At 63.4% G+C, this 23,261-nt stretch carries 21 protein-coding genes and 1 other RNA gene; 9 read left to right on the top strand and 13 right to left on the bottom strand.

What is annotated here, in order from left to right:
- Positions 1 to 96 precede the first annotated feature (96 nt).
- Genes J7392_RS05460 through J7392_RS05475 form a run of 4 tightly spaced genes read right to left on the bottom strand, consistent with a single transcriptional unit; the run spans position 97 to position 5,809 of the window.
- Positions 97 to 1,677 carry an ABC transporter ATP-binding protein gene (locus J7392_RS05460; protein WP_209216546.1) on the bottom strand — a complete coding sequence of 527 codons (1,581 nt, stop codon included), beginning with the start codon at positions 1,675 to 1,677 and terminating at the stop codon, positions 97 to 99.
- Positions 1,674 to 2,780 (bottom strand): ABC transporter permease, encoded by a 1,107-nt coding sequence (locus J7392_RS05465; protein WP_209216547.1) that lies wholly within the window; start codon positions 2,778 to 2,780, stop codon positions 1,674 to 1,676. Before J7392_RS05465 ends, J7392_RS05460 begins: the two co-directional genes overlap by 4 nt.
- Positions 2,780 to 3,871, bottom strand: coding sequence for a microcin C ABC transporter permease YejB (locus J7392_RS05470; protein WP_067268603.1), 1,092 nt, complete (start codon positions 3,869 to 3,871; stop codon positions 2,780 to 2,782). Before J7392_RS05470 ends, J7392_RS05465 begins: the two co-directional genes overlap by 1 nt.
- Before the next feature lie 9 nt (positions 3,872 to 3,880).
- Positions 3,881 to 5,809, bottom strand: a complete 1,929-nt coding sequence (locus tag J7392_RS05475) for an extracellular solute-binding protein (protein WP_209216548.1) — start codon at positions 5,807 to 5,809, stop codon at positions 3,881 to 3,883.
- A 266-nt stretch (positions 5,810 to 6,075) separates the two neighbouring features.
- Here J7392_RS05475 and J7392_RS05480 point away from each other — a divergent pair, with 266 nt between their 5' ends.
- Positions 6,076 to 7,329 (top strand): GAF domain-containing sensor histidine kinase, encoded by a 1,254-nt coding sequence (locus J7392_RS05480; protein WP_209216549.1) that lies wholly within the window; start codon positions 6,076 to 6,078, stop codon positions 7,327 to 7,329.
- Positions 7,330 to 7,370: 41 nt separating this feature from the next.
- On the opposite strand, the gene J7392_RS05485 is transcribed toward J7392_RS05480, so the two are convergent.
- Together J7392_RS05485 and J7392_RS05490 are read right to left on the bottom strand one after the other, a co-directional pair.
- Complete coding sequence (locus J7392_RS05485; RefSeq protein ID WP_209216550.1) at positions 7,371 to 8,192, bottom strand: alpha/beta hydrolase; 822 nt, start codon at positions 8,190 to 8,192, stop codon at positions 7,371 to 7,373.
- A 124-nt stretch (positions 8,193 to 8,316) separates the two neighbouring features.
- Positions 8,317 to 8,817, bottom strand: a complete 501-nt coding sequence (locus J7392_RS05490) for a cytochrome c family protein (protein WP_209216551.1) — start codon at positions 8,815 to 8,817, stop codon at positions 8,317 to 8,319.
- 154 nt (positions 8,818 to 8,971) lie between these two features.
- Between J7392_RS05490 and J7392_RS05495 the strand changes: the two genes are divergently transcribed.
- The gene (locus J7392_RS05495) at positions 8,972 to 9,829 is read left to right on the top strand and encodes a prephenate dehydratase (RefSeq protein ID WP_209216552.1); all 858 of its coding nucleotides are present in this window, start codon (positions 8,972 to 8,974) and stop codon (positions 9,827 to 9,829) included.
- A 21-nt stretch (positions 9,830 to 9,850) separates the two neighbouring features.
- On the opposite strand, the gene J7392_RS05500 is transcribed toward J7392_RS05495, so the two are convergent.
- A complete protein-coding gene (locus tag J7392_RS05500) occupies positions 9,851 to 10,324 on the bottom strand; it encodes an SRPBCC family protein (protein ID WP_067268594.1) in 474 nt (157 codons plus the stop codon).
- Between the two features lie 72 nt (positions 10,325 to 10,396).
- Positions 10,397 to 11,365, bottom strand: a complete 969-nt coding sequence (gene nudC / locus J7392_RS05505) for an NAD(+) diphosphatase (RefSeq protein ID WP_209216553.1) — start codon at positions 11,363 to 11,365, stop codon at positions 10,397 to 10,399.
- Positions 11,366 to 11,530: 165 nt separating this feature from the next.
- Between nudC and J7392_RS05510 the strand changes: the two genes are divergently transcribed.
- Both J7392_RS05510 and ffs read left to right on the top strand, forming a co-directional pair.
- The gene (locus J7392_RS05510; RefSeq protein WP_209216554.1) at positions 11,531 to 13,429 is read left to right on the top strand and encodes a 5'-nucleotidase C-terminal domain-containing protein; all 1,899 of its coding nucleotides are present in this window, start codon (positions 11,531 to 11,533) and stop codon (positions 13,427 to 13,429) included.
- Between the two features lie 37 nt (positions 13,430 to 13,466).
- Positions 13,467 to 13,564, top strand: an RNA gene (gene ffs / locus J7392_RS05515) — signal recognition particle sRNA small type.
- A 130-nt stretch (positions 13,565 to 13,694) separates the two neighbouring features.
- Here the strand turns inward: ffs and J7392_RS05520 are convergent.
- A complete protein-coding gene (locus tag J7392_RS05520; RefSeq protein ID WP_209216555.1) occupies positions 13,695 to 14,528 on the bottom strand; it encodes a neutral zinc metallopeptidase in 834 nt (277 codons plus the stop codon).
- A 63-nt stretch (positions 14,529 to 14,591) separates the two neighbouring features.
- Here J7392_RS05520 and J7392_RS05525 point away from each other — a divergent pair, with 63 nt between their 5' ends.
- The 4 genes from J7392_RS05525 to recR all read left to right on the top strand — a co-directional run bounded on the left by J7392_RS05525 (position 14,592) and on the right by recR (position 17,827).
- On the top strand, positions 14,592 to 14,954 hold the full coding sequence (locus tag J7392_RS05525; RefSeq protein WP_209216556.1) for a DUF202 domain-containing protein: 363 nt from the start codon (positions 14,592 to 14,594) through the stop codon (positions 14,952 to 14,954).
- Positions 14,955 to 15,031: 77 nt separating this feature from the next.
- Complete coding sequence (locus tag J7392_RS05530) at positions 15,032 to 16,783, top strand: DNA polymerase III subunit gamma/tau (protein WP_209216557.1); 1,752 nt, start codon at positions 15,032 to 15,034, stop codon at positions 16,781 to 16,783.
- 51 nt (positions 16,784 to 16,834) lie between these two features.
- A complete protein-coding gene (locus tag J7392_RS05535; protein WP_007118099.1) occupies positions 16,835 to 17,179 on the top strand; it encodes a YbaB/EbfC family nucleoid-associated protein in 345 nt (114 codons plus the stop codon).
- Positions 17,180 to 17,233: 54 nt separating this feature from the next.
- Positions 17,234 to 17,827: a recombination mediator RecR gene (gene recR, locus J7392_RS05540; RefSeq protein WP_067268574.1), complete on the top strand. Its 594-nt coding sequence runs from the start codon at positions 17,234 to 17,236 to the stop codon at positions 17,825 to 17,827.
- 75 nt (positions 17,828 to 17,902) lie between these two features.
- Here recR and J7392_RS05545 read toward each other — a convergent pair whose 3' ends face one another.
- The 3 genes from J7392_RS05545 to J7392_RS05555 form a co-directional block, all read right to left on the bottom strand.
- Entirely contained in the window at positions 17,903 to 19,081 is a 1,179-nt protein-coding gene (locus J7392_RS05545; RefSeq protein ID WP_209216558.1) for a type III PLP-dependent enzyme, read from the bottom strand.
- A 186-nt stretch (positions 19,082 to 19,267) separates the two neighbouring features.
- Positions 19,268 to 20,389 (bottom strand): endonuclease/exonuclease/phosphatase family protein, encoded by a 1,122-nt coding sequence (locus tag J7392_RS05550; RefSeq protein WP_209216559.1) that lies wholly within the window; start codon positions 20,387 to 20,389, stop codon positions 19,268 to 19,270.
- Positions 20,390 to 20,508: 119 nt separating this feature from the next.
- A complete protein-coding gene (locus tag J7392_RS05555) occupies positions 20,509 to 21,288 on the bottom strand; it encodes a cell cycle transcriptional regulator TrcR (protein WP_067268570.1) in 780 nt (259 codons plus the stop codon).
- Positions 21,289 to 21,411: 123 nt separating this feature from the next.
- Between J7392_RS05555 and J7392_RS05560 the strand changes: the two genes are divergently transcribed.
- Positions 21,412 to 22,056, top strand: a complete 645-nt coding sequence (locus J7392_RS05560; protein ID WP_209216560.1) for a ribonuclease T2 — start codon at positions 21,412 to 21,414, stop codon at positions 22,054 to 22,056.
- Positions 22,057 to 22,218: 162 nt separating this feature from the next.
- Here J7392_RS05560 and J7392_RS05565 read toward each other — a convergent pair whose 3' ends face one another.
- Entirely contained in the window at positions 22,219 to 23,229 is a 1,011-nt protein-coding gene (locus J7392_RS05565; protein WP_209216561.1) for an NAD(P)H-quinone oxidoreductase, read from the bottom strand.
- Between the last annotated feature and the right edge of the window lie 32 nt (positions 23,230 to 23,261).

Raw genomic sequence — 23,261 nt, forward strand, 5'->3', positions numbered from 1 at the left:
ACCAACTTCATCCTTTCAAAAATACCGCGGGGGAATCGCGCCCCCGGCGCGATGGGGGCAGCGCCCCCCTACCCTCTCCGCAAATGCGACGCCCGCTTACCCTGCCGCCTGCAACAGGTTCCGTGTGTATTCCGTCTGCGGATTGTCATAAAGCGCGTCGACGTCCCCATATTCCACCACGTCGCCGCGTTTCATCACCATGACCTTGTGCGACATGGCCCGCACCACTTTCAGATCATGGCTGATGAAGAGATAGGCCAGCCCGTATTTCGCCTGCAAATCCCGCAGAAGATCAACGATCTGCACCTGCACGGTCATGTCTAGGGCCGAGGTCGGCTCGTCCAGCACCAGCAGTTTTGGCCGCAGCACCATGGCGCGGGCGATGGCGATGCGCTGGCGTTGACCGCCGGAAAACTCATGCGGGTAGCGGTCCATCGTCGCGGGGTCGAGCCCGACCTCGGTCATGACCTCGGCCACCAACTCGCGCCGGTCGCGCCCCTTGTCGATCTTGTGGATCGCGAGCCCCTCACTGATGATCTGGAAACAGGTCATCCGCGGGCTGAGCGAGCCGAAGGGGTCCTGAAAGACGATTTGCATGTCGGCGCGCAGCCGGCGCAGCTTCTTGGTCGACCATTTGCGCAGGTCCTCGCCGCGAAAGGTCACCTCCCCTTCCGAGCCGATGAGCCGCATGATCGCCAGCGCCGCCGTGGTCTTGCCCGAGCCGCTTTCGCCGACGATGCCCAGGGTCTCGCCCGCGCGGATCGACAGGCTGGTGTCGTTGACGGCCTTCACATGGCCCACGGTCCGGCGCAGCAGGCCCTTCTGGATCGGGAACCAGACCTTGAGGTTGTCGGTGCGCAGCACTTCGGGCGCATCCTCGGCCACCGGGGCGGGCGCGCCGGTGGGCTCGGCGCCGAGCAGTTTGCGCGTGTAGGGGTGCTGCGGGTTGTCGAAAATCTCCGCCGTCGGGCCTTCCTCGACCACCAGCCCCTTCTGCATGACGAAAACCCGGTCGGCGATGCGCCGCACGATGCCAAGGTCATGGGTGATGAACAAAAGCCCCATGCCCATCTCGTCTTTCAGATCCTTCAACAGGTCGAGGATCTGGGCCTGAATGGTCACGTCGAGCGCCGTCGTCGGCTCGTCCGCGATCAGGATGTCGGGCTTGTTGGCCAGCGCCATGGCGATCATCACGCGCTGCCGCTGCCCGCCCGAAAGCTGGTGCGGGTAGGCGTCCATGCGGCTTTCGGCGTCGTTGATGCCGACCTGTTGGAGCAGTTCCAGCACCCGCGCCCGCGCCGCCTGACCTTGTAGCCCCTGATGCAGCGCCAGCGATTCCGCCAGCTGCTTCTCGATCGTGTGCAGCGGGTTGAGCGAGGTCATCGGCTCTTGGAAAATGAAGGAAATATCGTTGCCGCGCACGTCGCGCAGCAGCTTGTCGTCGGCGCCGATCATCTGCTGGCCGTTGTAGGTGACCGACCCGCTCACCTCAGCGCTTTCGCCCAGCAGCGACACGGTCGACAGCGCCGAGACCGACTTGCCCGAGCCGCTTTCGCCCACCAGCGCCACTGTCTCGCCGCGGTTCACGGCAAAGCTCACCCCGCGCACCGCCGGGATCAGCTGACCGTCCTGCCGGAAGGAGACTTGCAGGTCTTTGACGTCCAACAATGCAGTCACGAGAAGGTCTTTCTGGGGTCGAATGCGTCGCGGATGCCCTCGAAGATGAAGACCAGAAGCGACAGCATGATGGCAAAGGTGAAGAAGGCCGAGAAGGCGAGCCACGGCGCCTGCAGGTTCTGCTTGGCCTGCAGCGTCAACTCACCCAGCGAAGGTGCCGAAGAGGGCAGACCGAAGCCGAGGAAATCGAGCGTCGCCAGCGTGGAGATCGTGCCGGTGATGATGAAGGGCAGCATCGTGAGCGTCGCCACCATGGCATTGGGCAGCATGTGGCGCAGCATGATCGTGCCATTGCCCACGCCAAGCGCGCGGGCCGCGCGGACGTATTCAAGGTTGCGCGCACGCAGGAACTCGGCGCGTACCACGCCCACCAGCGCGGTCCACGAAAACACCACCAGAAGGATCACCAGAAGCCAGAAACTTCGGCCAAGAATGGCGAACATGATGATGATCACGTAAAGCGACGGGGTCGAGGACCAGATCTCGATAATGCGCTGGAAAATTAGGTCGAGCCAGCCACCGAAGAAGCCCTGCACCGCGCCCGCGAGGATGCCGATCAGCGACGCCGCCCCGGTCACGATCAGGGTGAAGACCACCGACAGTCGGAAACCATGGATCACGCGGGCCATGACGTCGCGCTTGGTGCCGTCGGTCCCGAGCCAGTTCTGCCCGTTGGGCGGCAGGGGTGCGGCCCCGGGGCGGTCCACGGCGGTGTCGTAGGAATAGGGAATGACAGGCCAGAGCGCCCAGCCTGTCTCGACCGCCTCGCCCTCGACCTCGCCATCCTCGGCGTCGAGGATGTAGCCCTCCGGATCGTCGAAACAGAGGTCCAGCCCGCCGGTGGCGATAAGACATTGCACCTCCGGATCGCGGTAGGCGGCCTCGGTCTGGAAGTCGCCGCCGAAGGCGGTCTCGGGGTAGAAGTTGAAGATCGGCGTGTAATATTCGCCGCGGTAGCTGACGAGGATCGGCTTGTCGTTGGCCACGAACTCGGCAAACAGCGAGATGCCGAACAGGATCGCGAAGATCCACAGCGACCAATAGGCGCGGCGGTTCGCGGTGAAATTGCGCCAGCGGCGCTGGTTCAGAGGAGACAGCGCCATCAGCCTTCCCTCTTCTCGAAGTCGATGCGCGGGTCGACGAGCACATACATCAGGTCAGACAGGATGCCGACGACCAGCCCGATCAGGCCGAAGATGAAGAGCGTGCCGAAGACGATCGGATAGTCCCGCGCCACCGCAGCCTCAAAGCCCAAGCGCCCCAACCCGTCGAGGCTGAAGATCGTCTCGATGATGATCGACCCGCCAAAGAAGACCGAGATGAAGACCGCCGGGAAACTGGCGATCACGATCAGCATCGCGTTGCGGAATACATGGCCGTAGAGGACCTTGCTCTCGGACAGGCCCTTGGCGCGGGCGGTGATGACATATTGCTTTTTGATCTCGTCGAGAAAGCTGTTCTTCGTGAGCAGCGTCAGCGTGGCGAAGGCCGAGATCGTGGAGGCCAGCACCGGCAAGGTGATGTGCCAGAAATAATCGGCCACCTTGCCCAGGGGGCTGAGGCTGTCGAAATTATCCGAGGTCAGGCCGCGCAGCGGGAAGATCTGCCAGTAAGAGCCGCCGGCAAAGAGCACCAGCAACAGGATGGCGAAGAGAAAGCCGGGGATCGCATAGGCGGCGATGATCGCGCCCGAGGTCCAGGTATCGAACCGACTGCCGTCGCGCACCGCCTTGCGGATGCCCAAGGGGATCGAGACCAGATGCGCGATCAGCGTGGACCACAGCCCCAGCGTGATCGAGACCGGCAGCTTTTCCTTGATCAAGTCGATCACGCTGATTGCGCGGAAATAGCTCTCTCCGAAGTCCAGCCGCATGTAGTTCCACAGCATGTGAAAGAACCGTTCCACCGGGGGTTTGTCGAAGCCGAATTCTTTCTCCAATTCCTCGATCAACTCGGGCGGCAAGCCGCGCGCGCCGACATAGGTGCTGTCGGACCCGCGGGCCATGGTATCGACACCGGCATCGTTGTTGCCCCCGGCGAAACCGCCGAAGACGTCACCGCCGCCCTGAATCCGGGCGATGGCCTGTTCCACCGGGCCACCGGGCACGAATTGCACCAGCGCGAAATTGACCAGCATGATGCCGAACAACGTCGGGATCACCAGCAAAAGCCGTCTGAGGATATAGGCTCCCATTTGGTCGCCTTACCGCAAGGCGCCCGAGGCGCGCAACTGCTGGGCGGCCTCTTCGTCGTACCACCAGAAATCAAGGTAGCCCAAGGCGTAGGGCGGGATTTCGGGGTGGTCGTATTGGTCGTAATAGGCGACCCAATAGCTGTCGTTGTACCACGTCGGGATCATGAAGAACTCATTCCGCAGCGCCCGGTCGAGGGCCATGAGGGCGGCGTCTTCCTCCTCGGCCGTTTCGGCATCAAGCGATGCCTCGATGATCGCGTCCACCAAGGGGCTGGCAAGGCCTGCCGGGTTGAAGAGCGAGAACTCCGCCGCCTCCGAGCCATAGCGCTGTGCCAGACCGGTGCCGGTGCCGAGGAAGGCGGCATAGGCGTCATAGATCATGTCGTAATCGCGGTCCCGCTCGCGGGCGGTGTATTGCGAACTGTCTACCTTCTCGAGCCGCGCGTCGATGCCGATGGACGTGAGGTTACCGACGAAGTTCTCGATGACCGCCGAGATCGTCGGCGACCCGGCGGAGTTCATCAGGAAGTTCAGCCGCAAGGGCTCGCCCGCCTCGTTGACGCGCATGCCGTTCTGCACGGTCCAGCCTGCCTCTTCCAGCAACTTGGAGGCGCGGCGCGCGTTGCGGCGGTCCAACAGGCGCGCGGGATCGGAGCTATGCGGCACCACGGCAGGCTCGGTCAGCAACTCCTCCGGCACCAGATCGCCGAGGCTCTCCAGAAGCGCCAGTTCGGCCCCCTCGGGCGTGCCCTGCGCCATCAGCGGCGTGTCCTGCGTGAAGGAAGCGCGGTGGCTAAACAGCCCGTATTGCAGCGACTCGTTGGTCCACTCGAAATTAAACATCAGCGCCACGGCCTCGCGCACACGGCGGTCCTGCAGCGTCTCGCGGCCCATGTTGAAGATGATGCCAGAGGGCGTGGGCGGAGAACCGTCGGGCAGTTCGGCCTTCACAATGGCACCGTCACTCACCTTGGAAAAGTCATAGCCTGTGGCCCATTTCTTGGAGTCCCCCTCGGCGCGGAAGGTGTATTCGCCAGCCTTGAAAGCCTCGAAAGCCGAGGTGTCGTCGCTGAAGATTTCCAACCGGATGCGGTCGAAGTTCATGCGGCCACGGTTGATCGGCAAGTCCTTACCCCAATAGTCCGGGTTGCGCTTCAGCACGATACGCTTGGTCAGATCGACGCTTTCGACCATATAAGCGCCCGATCCGGGGGGCGGGTCCATCCAGCTGTCCTTGAGGGTATTGCCGGTCTCCTCGAACCAATGTTTCGGCCATGCGGGCACGCCGCCCACCGTCTCGATCAGGCTGCGGCGCGAGATGCCGTCGGCGAAGTGGAACTTCACCGTGTGATCGTCCAGCGCCTCGACCTTGGGAATGCGCTTGCGCACCGCGTCGGCGTAGGATTTCAGCCCCTCATCCAACAGCAGGTTATGCGAAAACACGATGTCATGCGCCGTCACCGGCGTGCCGTCCGAGAAACGCGCCTCGGGGCGCATGTGGAAGGTGACCCAGGATTTATCCTCGGGGTATTCGAGGCTCTCGCAGAGCAGGCAGTAGCTCTCGCCGTAGACATCTGCCGGCAGCGGCTCACCCGAGGGCGCCTCCCCCAACAAGCTCTCGAAACCGAAGATCGAGAACAGATGCGCGCGGCCCTTGCCGGAATAGGGGTTCATCGAATCCAGCGTGCCGACGAAGGGGATCGAGATTTCCCCGCCCTTGGGCGCATCCGGGTTCACATAGTCGAAATGCTCGAAATCCGCCGGATAGGTCAGATCGCCGTAGAAGGAATAACCGTGGCTTTTGATGATCTTCTGCTCCTGTGCCACGGCGGCACCGGCCAGCAAGGCCGCCACCATCAGCGTCAGCGTCGCGAGCCAGAACGGCAGGTCATCAATGACCGAAGGACGGGTCGCGGCGCGGGTCTGGGCACGGGGCATAGGTCACTCCTTGGCGTGGCGTAGTCCGGGTAGGCGTCATCTAGGCTAACGCTGTGCGACGCCAAGATACAAGTTGCGAATATGTAAGGTTGCCCCGCACGGGCGGTCCACCGCAAAGCATGCCCCGTGGATTGGCGGTTTCCCCCGCCCCCGCTCGCGACAAAGTGTAGCCCGCTGCCCCTGTATCTTCGCGGCCCAGCCCGTTTCTCGCCCTAAAGTTAACAGATTCTTCACTCAGGTTAACGATGCGTAAACTGGAGCTGAGCATGAGAACCTACCCGATTCCCTTTAACGAAGAAGCCCGTCTGCGCGCCGTTTTCGATGTGCCCGGCCTCACCGCCGAGAACGAAGCACTGTTCGACACCATTTGCGAGGCCACCCGCCGCCTGCTTGACTGTCCGATCGCACATATCAGCGTCGTGGAGGCAGATACCCAGTGGTACAAATCCGTGGTCGGCTACCCGCTGGGGCCGATGCCGAAAGATACCGGGTTTTGCAGCCATACAATCATGTCGGACGCGCCGCTGGTGGTACCAGACCTCAGCAAAGACCCCCGGTTCGCGCGTCACCCCATGGTCGCCGAGGGCGGCCCCGAGGCGCGCTATTACTGCGGTGTGCCGCTGATCCTGTCGTCGGGCCACCGCTTTGGCAGCCTGTGCGCGCTGGACCTGCAACCGCATGAGGCGCCTTCTGAGAAGCAGATCGCCCTATTGGAAGATATGGGCCGCATGGTGGTCGCGGCCCTTGAACGCTGCCAGCCGGACGCGTCCGAGCAAAAGGCCGACAACAGCGCCGAAGCCACTTTCCTGACGCTGGTGGGCCACGAACTCCGCACCCCGCTGACGGTTCTTTTCGGCAGCCTGCGCATGTTGGAGGCCAAGGCCGAACAGGGGGTCAATCCGCTGCTGATCCGCTCGGCCCGCCGGTCTGTCGACCATCTGAGCGCCCTGATCGAGACGATCATTTCCTACAGCAATGTCAGCACCGGCGAGCTGCGCCTGAACGAGCGGAAATGCAACCTGAGCGACCTTCTGCAATCGGTCTCCGCCCTGCATTTCGCCACCACGGATGCGACGCCCAAGACCATCACGCTGCGCGACAGTCTCCCCCTTGAAGAAATGCACATCGACGGCGACCAGATCGAATTGGCGGTGACGGCGCTGGTTTTGAACTCCGTCCTGCATGGCGGTAGTGAGATCGCCTTGGAGACGTTTAAAGACGCCGAGGGCAATATCGAGATTTCGATCGTCGACAACGGCTCATTCGATGATCACGTCGATCTGGCGGAGCTTTACAAACCCTTCGTCGTCGGCGGCATGATGGAGCACCGCAGCACGAAGGGCGGGCTCGGCCTTGGGCTGCCGCTGACCCGTAAGCTGATCGAAATGCACGGTGGGGATTTCGAAGTGCATGTGGAAGCGGGCCAAAGCCGCGCCGTGATCCGCCTGCCCGCTTGGCGCTGCGACATCGGCGGGATCGCCGCCGCGAATGCCACCGCCCCGGTGATCGCCGCTCAGTAAAGTCGAACCGGGGCGCATACTATGCCGCGCCCCGCGTCCGATCATTGGCCACCGACCGTGCGGATCAGCGCGTTGATCTCATCCGCCAGCACCTCGGGGTGATCCTCCGGCGTGAAGTGTTTGCCCCCTTCGATCCGGCGCAGGGGCGCATTCAGGTCTTTCGCCAACCGCTCGCCATATTCGATCTTTTGGAAGTCATCCGCAGCGCCCCAGACGATCCGCGCGGGGATGTTAAGCGTGGGCAGCTTGTCCGCGATGGCCTTGGTGTCTTCCACATCCAGCGACTGCGCCTGCCGGACAAAGGCTTCGGCCTCTCCGTGCTGCGCGTAATGCGGGGCATGGGCGTCAAAGGCAGCCTCGGCGGCGGCATCGGTCTCATGCCCCTTGGAGAACATCATCTTCAGCAACTGGTGGAATGAGCCATCGGGCGCATGTTTCGCCACGCCGCCGGTCTTGGCCACCGCGCTGATCAGCGGAACGGGCCACGAATCATAACTGATCGCATTGGTCAAAAGCAGCCCGCTGACCATCTCAGGGTGACGCACCGCCGCGATCTGCGCGAGCCCGCCACCGAGGTCATGCGCCGCGAGGATCGCGCGCGTGATGCCCTGACCACGCATCCAAGCAACCAGATAATCCGCCTGTTTGGCGACCGAGATATCGCGGCCTTCGCCCTGCGGGATTGAGGCCCCATAGCCCGGCATCTCCCAAGCGAGCACCCGACGGCCCGTGATCTTGGGCGCGACATCCCGCCAAAGCGCGGGACAGGTGGGAATGCCGTGAAGCAGGATCACGGGATCCCCCGCCCCCGTCTCTTCCCACCGCATTTCGATTCCATCGACCGTGGTTTTGTGACTTTGCATGGCGCGTCTCCTTTCGGTGTGGACGTTTCATGGCCCAACACCTGCATGGATAAGACGTTCCGCCCCGCCCAAACGCAAAAGCCGCCCCGGAGGGCGGCTTTCTCTCACGCGATGGCGAGGGATATCAGTTGGAAACGCTTTGCAGGTAAGCGATCACGTCGGCGCGGTCTTCGACCTTACGCAGACCGGCGAAGCCCATGGTGGTGCCGGGCGCGTAGCCTTTGGGGCTTTCCAAGAAAGCGCTCAGCTCTTCCGGGGTCCAGTCCCCTTCGAGCGATGTCAGCGCGCCGGAATAGCCAAAACCATCAACCGCCGCGATGTCACGGCCAACGACACCGTCAAGGTGCGGACCAACGGCATTGGTGCCGTCAACCTTGTGGCAAGCGGCGCATTTGCGGAACACTTTCGACCCGCTGTCGGCATCGGCTTCGGCCATCACGGCGGTAAAATCGATCTCTTCGCCGCCATCGTCACCACCGGCGTCGGCCACTTCGATGACATAGGACGCTTCCCCATGTGCATCGGCGTGGTAAATCTCTTCACCCGCCCATTTGCCCAGCAGAAGTACCAACCAGGCGCCGAATACGCCGGCTGCGATTTTGGTCAGGGTCATTGTATCGAACATGCGTCAGGGTCCATCACTTGGTATTGGCACCATGGGCGGGCCATGGTTCTTGGCATCGTTGCCCGCGTATCTATTGCTTTCCCTTGGCGCAGGCAAGGTGTAGTTACCGCGACCAATTGCCCTTCTCCGCGCCTTTTGCAGCAGGATACGATCCATGACCGCCCAGACCACGCCGCGCATCGCCTTCCAAGGGGCCCTTGGCGCCTATAGTCACGAGGCCTGCCTTCAGGCCTGCCCCGACATGGAACCGGTGCCCTGCCAATCGTTCGAAGGCGTGATCCGGGCCGTAAACGAAGGCCGCGCGGAACTGGCCATGCTGCCGGTCGAGAACACGACCTATGGCCGGGTGGCCGACATTCACCGCCTGCTGCCGGAAAGCGGGCTGCATATCATTGGCGAAGCCTTCGTGCGGGTGCGCATCGCCCTGATGGCCCGCCCCGGCGTGGCATTGGAAGACATCAAACATGTCCGCGCGCATCTGGTGCTTTTGCCGCAGGCACGCAGCTTTTTGCAGCAACATGGCATCACCTCTGAACCCGCCGCCGATTCCGCCGGGGCCGCCGCCGAACTGGCCGCGACCGAGGGCAGCACCGATGGCGTGCTGGCAGGCGAGGTCGCGGCAGAGATCAACGGCCTCACCGTGCTGGCCCGCGATATTGAGGATATGGACCACAACACCACCCGCTTTTTGCTGATGGCGCCCAAGATCGACCTTTCGCGCCGGGCCGAGCGGATGCTGACCACCTTCGTCTTCGAGGTGCGCAACATTCCCGCTGCGCTTTACAAGGCGATGGGGGGCTTTGCGACCAATGGCGTCAACATGACCAAGCTGGAAAGCTATATGGTCGGCGGCTCCTTCACCGCAACGCAGTTCTACGCCGATATCGAAGGCCATCCCGAAGACCCGGCAGTGAAACGCGCGCTGGATGAACTGGGGTATTTCACCAACAAGTTGGAAATTCTCGGCGCCTACCCCGCCCATCCCGGCCGGGGCGCGCCGACCGGGATGTGAGGCGGGGCGAGGCGCGCAGGCTCAGACCTTGACGCCGCTGGCGTAGCGTTCCTCCATCCCGCGGGCATATTCCGCCACGCGGTCTTTGTATTTTTGGGTCAGGGTGGTCTTGGCCAGTTTGAGCGATTGCACCCAAAGCCGCGCCGACAGGGTCAGCGGCTTGACCTCAAGCGCCACCAAAACCCGCGTGCTGTTGCGCGACAGGGGCATCAATTCAAAGGACATCTGCCCCGCCAGCCCCTGCGACATGCTGTCGATCACCATCTCGTTGGGCCGGTCAAAGGTCACCATCTCTAGCGTCAACTCGCGCCGCTTTCCGCGCAGGGGGAAGACCGCCTTCCATGTCATCCCGACGCCGGGCTGATGCAGGGCATCGGCGCGCTGCACCTCGGCCCCGCGCCGCATCGCCGCCCGCTCAAAGCTTTCAAAATCGCACAACATGTCAAAGACCGCTTCGATCGGCGCTTCGACGTCTTCTTTGGTGGAGAATTTCATTCGGTCCGTTCCAATTCTTCTGCTCGCATTTGCCACCCGCGCCGCTTTGTCCGGGCCCGTCAGCGCGGTGTGTCAGGTCAGTCTATCCGCAAGCCAGTTTTCCAGCAAGAAATGCGCGATGGCCCCGCGACGAGCGGGCAGAAGCCGCGGATGGCTTCCGGCAAAGACCTCCATCATCTCTTCGCGGGTGACCCAAAGCGCGTCTTCGATCTCAACCGGGTCGATGGTCAACTCCCGGCTCAACGCCTGCCCCGCGCAACCCAGCATGAGGGACGCCGGAAAGGGCCATGGCTGGCTGGAGAGGTAGCTCACCGCGCCGACCTCTACGCCCGCCTCCTCAAAAACCTCCCGCCGCACAGCGGCCTCTACCGTCTCTCCCGGTTCGACAAAGCCCGCCAGCAGGGAATACATCCCCTCGGGCCAACCGGGGGAGCGGCCCATGAGGACCGAGTTTCCGTGTGTAATCAGCATGATGACCACCGGATCGGTGCGCGGAAAATGGGCGCCGCCACAGTCGGGGCAGACCCGTTGCCAGCCGCCCTGCGCCAGATCGGTGGCGCCGCCGCAGCGCGCGCAATGGCGGTGGGTCTCGTGCCAGCCGAGGATCGCCTTGCCGCTGGCCGCCAGTTCGGCATCGCGCGGATCGAGCCAAGTCATCACCCGCCGCAATTCGGCAAAGGCCATGTCATCGCCCAAAAGCGGATGGCGCTGTTCGCTGGGGTCAAGGAACGCGCCCAGTTGCGATTGATCCAGATCGGCGGGTTCCCAGCCGGATATATCGACCGCAAAGCGCGGCGCCCCATCCTCACGCCCCAGCAAGATCGCCGTGCCTTCGGCCTCGTGCAAGACGGGGTGATCCATCGCCAATCGCGCCAAAGCGGCGGGGCGTTCGGGCGCGATCAGCGGCTTGCCGCGCCAAAAGACCACCGCCCGGGCCGCCGGGTCGGCGCGCAACTGCGCCAAGGCTTCCGGATTGCCGCGTATCTCCCCCGCCCGATCAAGGGCCGAGCCTCCAAAGGTTACCGTCTCCGCGTGACGCATGGCGCTCTCCCGATACAGGCCCGATACAGGCTTTTGGCGTTTTGCCCAGCCATGCCACGGCGCATGCGAGATTGGCAATCCCAAGCCCCCTTGCCAGAGCGGTTGAAATCTGGTCATATCAAAACATCTTTAAGTTGCAAAATTTAACGAGTACTTACCTTTTCGGTGAACAGGCGCAGCACATATGCCTCGACCGGTGTCGTTCCCCCTGAGGGTGGCATCCCGGTCGAGGCACGTCTGCGCATACTGGCCACGACGGACCTGCATATGCAGATCGTGGGGCATGACTATGTGGGCGACCGTTCGGTGGGCCATCAGGGTCTGGCCGGGATCGCCACCTTGATCCGCACCGCCCGGGCAGAGGCGGCGGAACAGGGGGCCGCCTGTATCCTGCTCGACAATGGCGATTTGTTGCAGGGCAATGCCTTGGGCGATCAACTGGCGCAGATGCCGGTCACCCATACGCATCCGCTCGTCGCCTGTGTGAACCATCTGCATTATGACGGTCTGGGCCTTGGCAATCACGACCTCGACCATGGGCTGCCCTATCTGCGCGCTGTGGCTGGGGCGCTGGACATGCCGTTGATCTCGACCAATCTGCATTTGACCGACCCCGGCCCGCTGCGCCGTTGGGCCGTCGTCTCGTGCCTGCTGCCTGCCGTTGCGGGGCATCCCTCTTCTCGGCTGCGGGTGGGCCTGCTTTCGGTCCTGCCGGGCCGAACCGCGATCTGGAATCGCGAGGTTCTGGAGAATGAGGCCGAGATCATCTGCCCGCTCGAAAGCCTGCGCAGCGCCGCACTGACGCTGCGGGCAGAGGGCGCCGATCTGACCGTGCTGCTGGCCCATATGGGCATCGCCCATGAAGGTGAAATTACTACCGAAGAAGACATCTGCACTTTGGCCAAGATCGACGGGATCGACGCGGTGATCACCGGCCACACCCATCTTCGTTTTCCCGGAGAGGACCACGGCCCGCGCGAGGGGGTCGACACGCAGGCGGGCACACTGTCCGACCGTCCGGCGGCGATGCCGGGCTTTGGCGGGTCCGATTTGGCGGTGCTGGATCTGGCTCTTGAACGGGATGCGCAGGGGCGCTGGACAGTGTCGGGCCATCAAAGCCACCTGCGCGACAACAGCACAAAAACGCTGGCCGATCCCACGGTGCTGAGCGCGGCACGGGTCAGCCACATCGGCGTGCGGAGGCATCTGGAGGAGGTGGTCGGCCATACCGACACCGCGCTGCACAACTACTTTGCCCTCGCCATGCCCACCCCCATCGACGCGCTGAGCGCCCGCGCGCAGGCCGAGGTCATCCGCCAAGGGGTCGCGGGCACGGCGGATAGCGAGCTCCCGATCCTCGCCGCCACGGCGGCGCATACGGCAGGCGGGCGCGGCGGGCCGGGGCATTTCCTACATATCCCGCCGGGCGCGGTGCAACGCCGCCATATTGCCGGGCTGCTTCCCTATCAAAACGCGGTCTGGGCGTTGCGCCTCACCGGTGCCGACCTGCGGCGGCGTTTGGAAAAAGCGGCGGAGGTGTTCGCTCCGCTCGGCAGCACCCCCGGACCGCTACTCGACCCCTGCCGCCCGCCATTTCACTGCGACACGATTTTTGGCGTTATCTATGCCATTGACCCCTGCCGCCCCCGCGGCAGACGGATCACTGCGCTGTCATGGCAAGGGGCACCGGTGAGGCCAGACCAAAAGTTTCTACTCGCGACCAACCAGTTCCGCGCGGCGGGCGGGGGCGGGTTTGACCGCGCGGCGAAGGATGACGTAGCTCTGCGCAGCCCGCTTCCGCTGTCCGACGCGCTGATTGCCGCTCTCGCTACGCCGCAGGCGTGCCTATGGTCCGACGCGCCGCCATGGCGCTTCGATGCGGCGGGGGCGCAGGCGTGCCTATGGTCCGACGCGCCGCCATGGCGCTTCGATGCGGCGGGGGCGCAGGCGGTTCTCTATACCTCGCCCGAGGCCCTGCCCTTCTTACAAGACATCGCCCATCTGTCGCCCACCCCGCGCGGCATGACCGCCTCGGGCTTCGCCCAAATCGCGATCCGCTTGTGAGGCTTGCACTTCGCTCCATGCCCTCCTATATGGGCTTTGAGAGGTTGGTGCGGGCAAGCGCCTCGCCAACCCGGTCAGATCCGGAAGGAAGCAGCCGTAACGAGCCCCGCTTGGGTCGTTATCAGCCTCTCACCACCGTCGCATTGCGCAGCAATGCGACGCCCCGGCAATCGCTTCGCAGAAGCGATGAGAGGGGTAGCTTCTCCAAATAAATGATGCATTCGAGAGGCGAGACGCCCCGCCCGTGGGCACCACGGGCATCGCCTCACAACCGATCCGCCTCAAACGTATCGCAGGCCGCAATCTGGCCACTCTCAAACCCGCGCTCGAACCAACGCGCGCGCTGTTCGGACGTGCCATGGGTGAAAGTATGCGGCTGCGGCACCTGACCGGCCTGTCGCTGCAAATGATCGTCCCCGATCATCCGCGCAGCATTCAGCGCTTCTTCGAGGTCGCCCTTCTCCATCAAACCTTCGACGTTCGACGCCCAGATGCCCGAGAAACAATCGGCCATCAGTTCAAGCCGCACGGTTAGGGCATTCGCCTCAACCTCGGAAGACTGCTGCCGCATCCGGGCCACCTGCGGCAGAACGCCGATTTCGTTCTGGACATGGTGCGCGACCTCATGGGCAATCACATAGGCCGCCGCGAAATCGCCCCCGGCACCAAGACGCTGGTCCAACGTCCGGAAAAACGCGGTGTCGAGATAGGCCATATTGTCCGCCGGGCAGTAAAACGGCCCCGTTGCGCCCGAGGCCCCGCCGCAGGCGCTTTGCGTCACATTCTCAAAGACCACAAGCTTGGGCGGTGTATAGGTTTCACCCAATTGCTCTTGGAAAATCCGGCTCCAGACCTGTTCGGTCGTGGTCAGCACGCGGGCGGCGAAATCGACCTGCGGATCCTCGCTGTCACTTAGCGGGCGGGACTGCTGGACCTGACCGCCGCCTTGGCCGGTCAACAGCGGCGTCACATCGATCCCGGTGAAATAGCCGATGGCCATGACCGCCAAAACGCCGACCAACCCAAGACCCCCGGCCTTGCCGGCCCGTCCGCTGCGGCGGATGACATTCTTGCTCCGCCCAATTCCACCCAACCGCATGAACCGTCCCTCGTTATGTCAAAGCCTATTGCCACATGAACGCGCAAGGCGCAGTTTGGTTCAATGAGTGATAAGAATGACCTGGCCGAAGACCGCACCGACTGGGCCGAGGATCGCACGATCCTTGCCAATGAACGCACCTTTGCGAGCTGGATGCGCACCGGCATGGCCGCCGTCGCCGTGGCCATCGGTCTGCGCGCCGTGTTTGGGGAGTTCGAGCCGACATGGGTGGCGAAAGCCGTGGCCTCGATCTTCATCTTAGCCGCGCTCTACGTCTATTGGGCCGCGCAGGCCTCGGCGGCGAAAACCCAAAAGCGGCTGAGCGACCATCACGCCCATGCCCAGCCCAACAGCCGCATGAAGGTTCTGGCGGCGATCCTCGCCTTCGCCTCTGCCGGGGTCGGCGCGATCCTCTGGATGCTCTGAGCCTTCCGCAAGCACGGTAGACGCCACGGCGCGGAGCGCATAGTTTACGGCCTTGACCGAATCCGATCTGGGGCACCATGACAGATACATCCGCCTACCGCGTTCTGGCCCGCAAATACCGGCCCGAAACCTTTGCCGATCTCGTCGGCCAAGACGCCATGGTGCGCACGCTCAAGAACGCTTTTGCCGCCGACCGGATCGCGCAGGCCTTTGTGATGACGGGCATTCGCGGCACCGGCAAGACGACGACGGCGCGGATCATCGCCAAGGGGATGAACTGCATCGGGCCGGACGGCAACGGCGGGCCGACGACCGACCCCTGCGGCGTTTGCGAACATTGCACCGCCATCATGGAAGGCCGCCATGTCGACGTGATGGAGATGGACGCGGCATCGAACACCGGCGTCGCCAACATCCGCGAGATCATCGATTCGGTGCATTACCGCGCCGCCTCGGCCCGGTACAAAGTCTATATCATCGACGAAGTGCACATGCTCTCGACCGGGGCGTTCAACGCGCTTCTCAAGACGCTGGAAGAGCCGCCGGAACACGTCAAATTCATCTTCGCGACCACCGAGATCCGCAAGGTGCCGGTGACGGTGCTGTCGCGCTGTCAGCGCTTCGACCTGCGCCGGATCGAGCCCGAGGTGATGATCGCGCTCCTGCGCAAGATCGCCACCGCCGAGAGTGCCGAGATCACCGATGACGCGCTGGCGCTGATCACCCGCGCCGCCGAAGGCTCGGCCCGCGATGCGACCTCGCTGCTTGACCAAGCGATCAGCCACGGCGCGGGCGAGACCGGGGCCGAACAGGTGCGCGCCATGCTGGGGCTGGCCGACCGTGGCCGAGTGCTGGACCTCTTTGACATGGTGCTGCGCGGCGATGCAGGTGCCGCGCTGACCGAGCTTTCGGCGCAATATGCCGATGGGGCCGACCCGATGGCGGTGCTGCGCGATCTGGCCGAGATCACCCATTGGGTCTCGGTCGTGAAGATCACGCCCGATGCCGCCGAAGACCCCACCATCGCCCCTGAGGAACGTGCCCGCGGCCAGCAGATGGCCGAGACCCTGCCGATGCGGGTGCTGACGCGGCTCTGGCAGATGCTGCTGAAGGCGCTGGACGAGGTCGCCGCCGCGCCCAACGCGATGATGGCCGCCGAAATGGCCGTGATCCGCCTCACCCATGTGGCCGATCTGCCCTCGCCCGAGGAACTGGTGCGCAAGCTGCAAAACAGCAGCCCGCCCCCGGCCCCCGGCCCCGTGGGCGGCGGTAATGGCGCCGCGCAGGGCAGCACCGGCGCGCAGGCCGTGCAACAGGCGCAGCAGCGGATGGCCTCCAACCCCGGCCAGCAGGGGCAGACCACGGCACTGGCGCAAGACCTCAACGCTGCGCTGGCCCGCTTTCCGACATTCGAACATGTCGTCGAGCTGATCCGCGTGAACCGCGACGTGAAGCTGCTGGTTGAGGTGGAAACCTGCGTGCAACTTGCCGCCTACCAGCCCGGCCGCATCGAGTTTGTCCCCACCGACGACGCGCCGCGCGATCTGGCGCAGCGGCTGGGGCAGAAATTGCAACTCTGGACCGGCAACCGCTGGGCCGTCTCACTGGTGAACGAGGGCGGGGCCGAGACCATTGCGCAGGTCCGCGATGCGCGTGAACTGGCGCTGAAAAAACAGGCCGAGGACCACCCGATGATGCAGGCGGTGCTGGCGCAGTTTCCCAAGGCCCGGATCACCGCGATCCGCACCCCCGAAGACATCGCCGCTGCCGCCACGGCAGAGGCGCTGCCCGAAGTCGAAGACGAATGGGATCCGTTCGAGGACGGTTGATCCCCCGGCCCCTGCGCCACATATAAACGACAACGCAACAAGGAGACCCAGATGCTCAAGGGATTAGGCGGCCTCGGCGATATGGCCGGGATGATGAAAAAAGCGCAGGAAATGCAGGGCAAAATGGCCGAACTGCAAGAGGAGATGCACAACATCACCGTCGAAGGTGAATCCGGTGCGGGCCTCGTCAAAGCGACCTGTAGCGCCAAGGGTGAATTGAAGGGGCTGGATATCGACCCGTCGATCTTCAACAAAGACGAAAAGGAAGTGGTCGAAGACCTGATCCTCGCCGCCATCAAGGACGCGCAGAGCAAGGCCTCGGAACGCGCGCAGGCCGAGATGAGCAAGCTGACCGAAGGCATGGGCCTTCCCGCGGGCATGAAACTGCCCTTCTAATTCCGGTGGGGCGGGCCGGTCCCGCCCCTCTTTCAACGCCCATAGGTGCCATTCTTGAGCTCTACCCGCGATATTGACGCCCTGATCGAGCTGATGGCGAAACTGCCCGGCCTTGGCCCCCGCTCGGCCCGGCGGGCAGTGCTGCACCTGATCCGCAAACGGGCGCTTTTGCTGACGCCCCTGTCCGACCTGATGCAGACCGTCGCCGCCACGGCGCGCGAATGTCTGAACTGCGGCAACGTCGGCACCGCCGACATCTGCGACATCTGCACCTCGGAAAAACGCGCGAACGGAGAGCTTTGCGTGGTCGAAGATGTGGCCGACCTCTGGGCGATGGAACGCTCTGGCGTATTCAAAGGCCGCTATCATGTGCTGGGCGGCACGCTCTCGGCGCTCGACGCCATTGGCCCGCAGGAATTGCGCATCCCGCGCCTCGTGGACAGGATTGATACCGAAGGGGTCACCGAGGTCATCCTCGCGCTCAACGCCACGATCGACGGGCAGACCACGGCACATTACATCGCGGATCAATTGGAAGACCGCGTGCGGCTGACGTCGCTCGCCCAAGGCGTGCCGATCGGCGGGGAGTTGGATTACCTCGACGACGGGACGATCACCGCCGCGATGCAGGCGCGCAAGTCGCTTTAACCCCCAGAATCAAAGCGGGCCGCCCGCTCCTCCCAAAGCAGACGGCCCTTTTCCGGGGCGACGCAGATCGTGCTGTCAGAGCACGATCACATCAAGCGGCGGAAATCCATTGAACCCAACCGAACTGTAAGAGCTTGTGTAGGCTCCGCAAGCACGAATCATCACTTTATCGCCATCGCGCAGGGCCAAAGGCAGATGAATGGGGCGTTTTTCATAGAGAATATCCGCCGAATCGCAGGACGGGCCGGCCAGAACGCAGGGTCCAGTCTCTTCCCCGTCATGCGGTGTGACGATCTGATAGCGAATCGCTTCGCCCTCGGTTTCGGCCAGCCCCGAGAAACGACCGATATCCAGATAGACCCAGCGGTGCAGATCGTCCGCGGATTTACGGCTGACCAGCATGACTTCGGCGGCGATATGCCCGGCTTCGGCCACCAGACCACGGCCCGGCTCCGCCATCACCTGCGGGACATCGCCAAAGCGGGCTGCAACGGCGCGCATCACAGCGGCAGCATAGGCGCGGGGCGCTTCGATGCTTTCGCCGTAAAAGGCCGGAAAACCGCCACCGAGGTTCAGCAATTGCAGGTCATGGCCATCCGCACGGGCGGCGTGCCACAGCGGCGCCACCTGATCCAGCACCGGGTTCCAAAACTCCGCCTTGCGGGTTTGAGAGCCGACGTGAAACGACAGGCCGAAGGGCACGAGGCCCACGGCAACCGCGTGGTTCAGCAGCGCTGGCAGCGCCGAACCGGCACAGCCGAATTTCCGGCTGAGCGGCCAGTCGGCCATGGAGTTTTCGACGATCAGCCGCAGATAGACCCGCGCGCCCGGCGCATGGGCGGCGATCTTGTCCAACTCGGCTTCGCTATCCGCCGCAAAGAGTGTCACTCCCGCCGAATGGGCGAAAGCGATGTCAGAGGCGCGTTTGATGGTGTTGCCGAAAGAGATATTCTCGGGCTTTGCCCCTTGGCTCAGGCACAGCTCGATCTCGGCCCGCGAAGCCGCATCAAAGCCGGAGCCTTTGTTGACCAGCAGACGAATGATCTCCGGCGCCGGGTTCGCCTTGACCGCGTAGTGGATATGCGCCGCGCCCAAGCCCTTGTGCAGCGCGTCATATTGCGCGGCCACACGGTCACGGCTGATCACCAGCGTGGGCTTGTCAAAGCTGTTGGCGGCGATATAGGCCGCAGCCGGGTCGGCGTTAAAGGACGGTGCGGCGCGCAGGGCGCCGGGGACTGTAGCATTCATGGTCATCTCCAAAGAGCAGGTGGGGCTGGTTCCCCGCGTGTCGTTTCAAGAGACGTTACCGTCGCTACATAAACGCGGGTCAGTCAGAGTGGGAACTGACCGGCCAGAGGCGCGTGCGTTGGCGTCTGTAACGCGCCACATACGCCGTTTTTGGATTCGTACAAGGGGTAAAATTGCCCCTACGGCAAATTGTTAGTTTTCCTCGTCTTCCCAATCGCTGCCGATGGGGTCGCGGTCTCTTTTCCGTTCTTCTTTGATCATATTCTTGGCTTCCCGCTCTTCTTCGGGGTCGGTTTCTTCGGGGTCGCTCTCGGCGGCTTCGGTCTCGGCCATGGCGAGTACGAACCACATCGGGAAGTGGTCCGACCCGATCTTGTCCAAGCGGTCCATCTCTAGCAGACGGAACTGCGGATCGTGGAAAAGGTGGTCCAAGGGCCAGCGCATCCAAGGCATTGTCGCGCTGAATGTGTTGTACATGCCGCGCCCCACCCGCGGGTCCAAAAGACCCGAAAGCCGCTGAAAGCGCCGGGTCGTGGTCGACCAAGCCACATCGTTCAGATCACCCGAGACCACGGCGGGCAGCGGATCCTTCTCGGCCTCGATACCGACCAAGGCGATCTCACTATCGCGCCCTTTGGTGTCATGTTCGATCACGGGCGGTTCGGGATGCACGACGTAGAGGCGGAAATCCTCCCCCAGCGGCAGGTGTACACGGGCGCGGATGGAGGGCACCTCTTCGGTGACCAACTCGCGCACCTCGACCTCTGACAACGGCAGTTTCGACATGAGGCAAAGCCCATAGCCATTGTCGAGCGGCACGTCGACGCGGTGTTCGTAGTTCTTGCCCAGACCGTCATCCAGCGCGTTGATCCACGCCTGATCGACCTCAATCGCCATGAAGAGATCCGGCACCCGCGCCTCGGCCAGTGCGATCAGCTTGCCATAGTCGCGGTTGGACATTTTGACATTGGCGGCCAGCAGGCTGAAATGCCGGTCCGTCGCGCGGCGCAACTCGGGCGAGGCCGCCAAAGATTGCTTGCGCCACAGCGGGGTGAACTTGGTGATGTAGAGCGCGTGAAGCGCGGCGACCCCCAGCATCAACGCGATCCCTGCCATGCCCGAGGGTGTCGTCACCCCCTGCGACAGGGCGAACCCGATTGCCAGCAACAGCGCCAAGCCGAGGAATTGTTCCCGAGGGAAGGCCAGCCCGCGGATCGCCCCGAAGGGCAGCTTGCTCAGCGGCAGCAGGCTGCCCAGTATCAGCAGCCCCGCCAGCCCCCAGATCACCCAGTCCAATGCCGTTTCCAAATCCATCCCCCGGCGCGCCGCGCCTTTTCTACAAAGCAAAACAGGGCGCCGGAAAACCCGACGCCCTGTCATTCTAACACATCTTTACGGCGAAAGTTCCTTTCGCCACACCGCTTTGAGGGGGCTTAGCCCTTGGCTTTGTCTTCGTCCTCATCGTCTTCATCGGTGCTGTCGGGCAGCGAGAAGAAGCTGTCGGCGTCAGAGTAATCGCCCTTGGTGTGGCTCTCTTCTTCCTCGTCATCCGTGCTGTTGCCGGAAAGGGTGAAGGTTTCCAGCCCTTCGATGGCCGTGGGGATTTTCGGCTCGCTCTCCATGCCGAGGCTCTGCTCGGTCGAGACCAGCTTGCGGCGCTCATCGTCGTTCATCACCTCGCCCGCGGCGGCCTTTTTCGCGGCAGCCTTTTGCACGGCGGCGTCAAGTTCGGACTGTTTGCACAGGCCCAGCGCGACCGGGTCGATCGGCTGGATGTTGGCGATGTTCCAGTGGGTCCGCTCGCGAATCGCTTGGATCGTCGGCTTGGTGGTGCCCACCAGCTTGCTGACCTGACCGTCGGAAAGCTCGGGGTGGAACTTGACCAGCCACAGGATCGACGCCGGGCGGTCCTGACGTTTGCTAAGCGGGGTATAGCGCGGGCCGCGGCGTTTCTCTTCGCCCTCGGCGGCGGCGTTGAACTTGAGCTTCAGCTTGTGTAGCGGGTTGTCCTGCGCCGCGTCAATCTCTTCCTGCGTCAGCTGGTTGTTGGCAACCGGATCAAAACCCTTCACCCCCTGCGCCACGTCGCCATCGGCGATGCCCTGCACTTCGAGTTCATGCATGCCGACGAAATCGGCGATCTGCTTGAAGCTGATGGTGGTGTTGTCCACGAGCCAGACGGCGGTGGCTTTGGCCATAATCGGTTTTGCCATGTCACTCTCCTAAAAACGCAATTTTCCCGTCGCCTGAAAGGCTGTCCTGCTTGGCAGAACGGTCTCCATTGTCGGGGAAGTTGGCGGCTGTATACTGTCTCAAACGTCATAAGGGAAGACCCAATGCGGCCACTGCGCGCCTGTCTGCTGATCCTCGGGCTGATCGCCCCCGCTGCCACGCTGGCTGAAGGGGAGCGTTCGGGCGAATTCGACTACTACGTCATGTCCCTGTCATGGTCGCCCAATTGGTGCGAATTGACCGGCGATGCGCGGCAATCTCCGCAATGCGACGCCGCGAAAGACCACGGTTGGACCCTACATGGTCTCTGGCCCCAGTTCACACGGGGATACCCGTCCTATTGCCAAAGCGGCCGCCGCCCGCCCAGCCGTGCCCAGACCGGGGCGATGGCCGATATCATGGGCACCGGTGGCTTGGCATGGCACCAGTGGAAGAAACACGGTTCTTGCAGCGGGTTGGACCCAGCGGATTACTTCGCCCTCTCGCGGGAGGCCTACGCCCGCATCAAGCGCCCCGAGGTCTTTCGCAAGCTCGACCGTACCGTGTCCCTCCCCGCCGCGGTGGTGGAAGAAGCCTTCCTCAAAGCGAACCCGGACCTGACCGCGCGGGGGATCACCATCACCTGCAAGCAAGGGCACATCCAAGAGGCGCGCATTTGCCTGTCCCGCGACCTTGAGTTCATCCCCTGCGGGCCGGACGTTCGGCGGGACTGCACGCTTGATAACGCGCTGTTCACCCCTCTGCGCTAGACCCAACCGGGCCGATAGTCTGGCGAAAGCGGGAGAGGCGTAATTTCCTCCCCCGCATTCAATGCCTTTCGGCTCTCTCTCCAACACGGGTGGCCAGCGTCCCGGCCACCCGTGCCTTCAGTAAACGAATTACTGGTTAACAATTCGTTACTGTCTCAAGTTTTACTGATCTTCTTCACCCTGCAGCTCACCGCCCACCTTCAGGACGATCTTGCCGATATGGCCGCTGGCCTCCATCCTACGGTGCGCGTCATTCGCCTCGGACAGGTCATAGGTGCTGTCCATCACTGGCGCGACGCGGCCCTGCTCCAACAGGGGCCAGACATTCTGCAAAAGCTCCTCTGCAATCCGCGCCTTGGCCAAATCGCTCTGTGGGCGCAGGGTCGATCCGGTCATAGTCAGGCGGCGGGTCATCAGCGTGACGAAGTTCACCTCTTGCTTGGCCCCTTGCAGAAACGCGATTTGCACCAGCCTGCCGTCCTCGGCCAAGGTCTTGAGGTTACGGTTGATATAGCTGCCGCCCACCATGTCGAGGATCACATCCGCGCCACCTTCGGCCTGCACGACATCGACGAAATCCGTATCCCGGTAGTTGATCGCCACCTCGGCCCCCAGCTTCATACAGGCCGCGCATTTGCTATCGGTGCCCGCGGTCACGAAAACCCGTGCGCCCAAGATGCGCGCCAGTTGGATCGCCGTGGTGCCAATGCCGGAAGAGCCGCCGTGAATCAGCACTTTCTCCCCGGCCTTCAACCCTCCGCGCATGAAAAGGTTCGACCAGACGGTAAAGAAGGTCTCAGGCAGGCAAGCGGCTTCTTTCAGCCCCATGCCTTCGGGAATGGGCAGGCAATGCGCCGCGGGGGTGGCGACATATTCGGCATAGCCGCCGCCCGGCAGCAGGGCGCAGACCAGATCGCCCGGGGCCAGCGTTGTCACCCCCGGCCCGACTTCGACCACCTCGCCCGAGGCCTCCAACCCCGGCAGATCGCTGGCGGTGGCGGGCGGCGCGTAGCGGCCCGCGCGTTGCAGCGCATCGGGGCGGTTCACCCCGGCATAGGCGACCTTGATGATGACCTGACCGTGTTTCGGCTGGGGCCGCGGGCGGGTGGTGCCTTGCAGAACGTCCGGACCGCCGGGTTCGGTGATTTCGATTGCACGCATGGTCTCTGTCATGTCTGAAGTATCCTCGGGTCTGGTTTCGCCGC

Origin of the sequence: Sulfitobacter sp. R18_1 (assembly GCF_017743915.1) — a bacterium.
GTDB classification, from domain to species: Bacteria; Pseudomonadota; Alphaproteobacteria; order Rhodobacterales; family Rhodobacteraceae; genus Sulfitobacter; species Sulfitobacter faviae.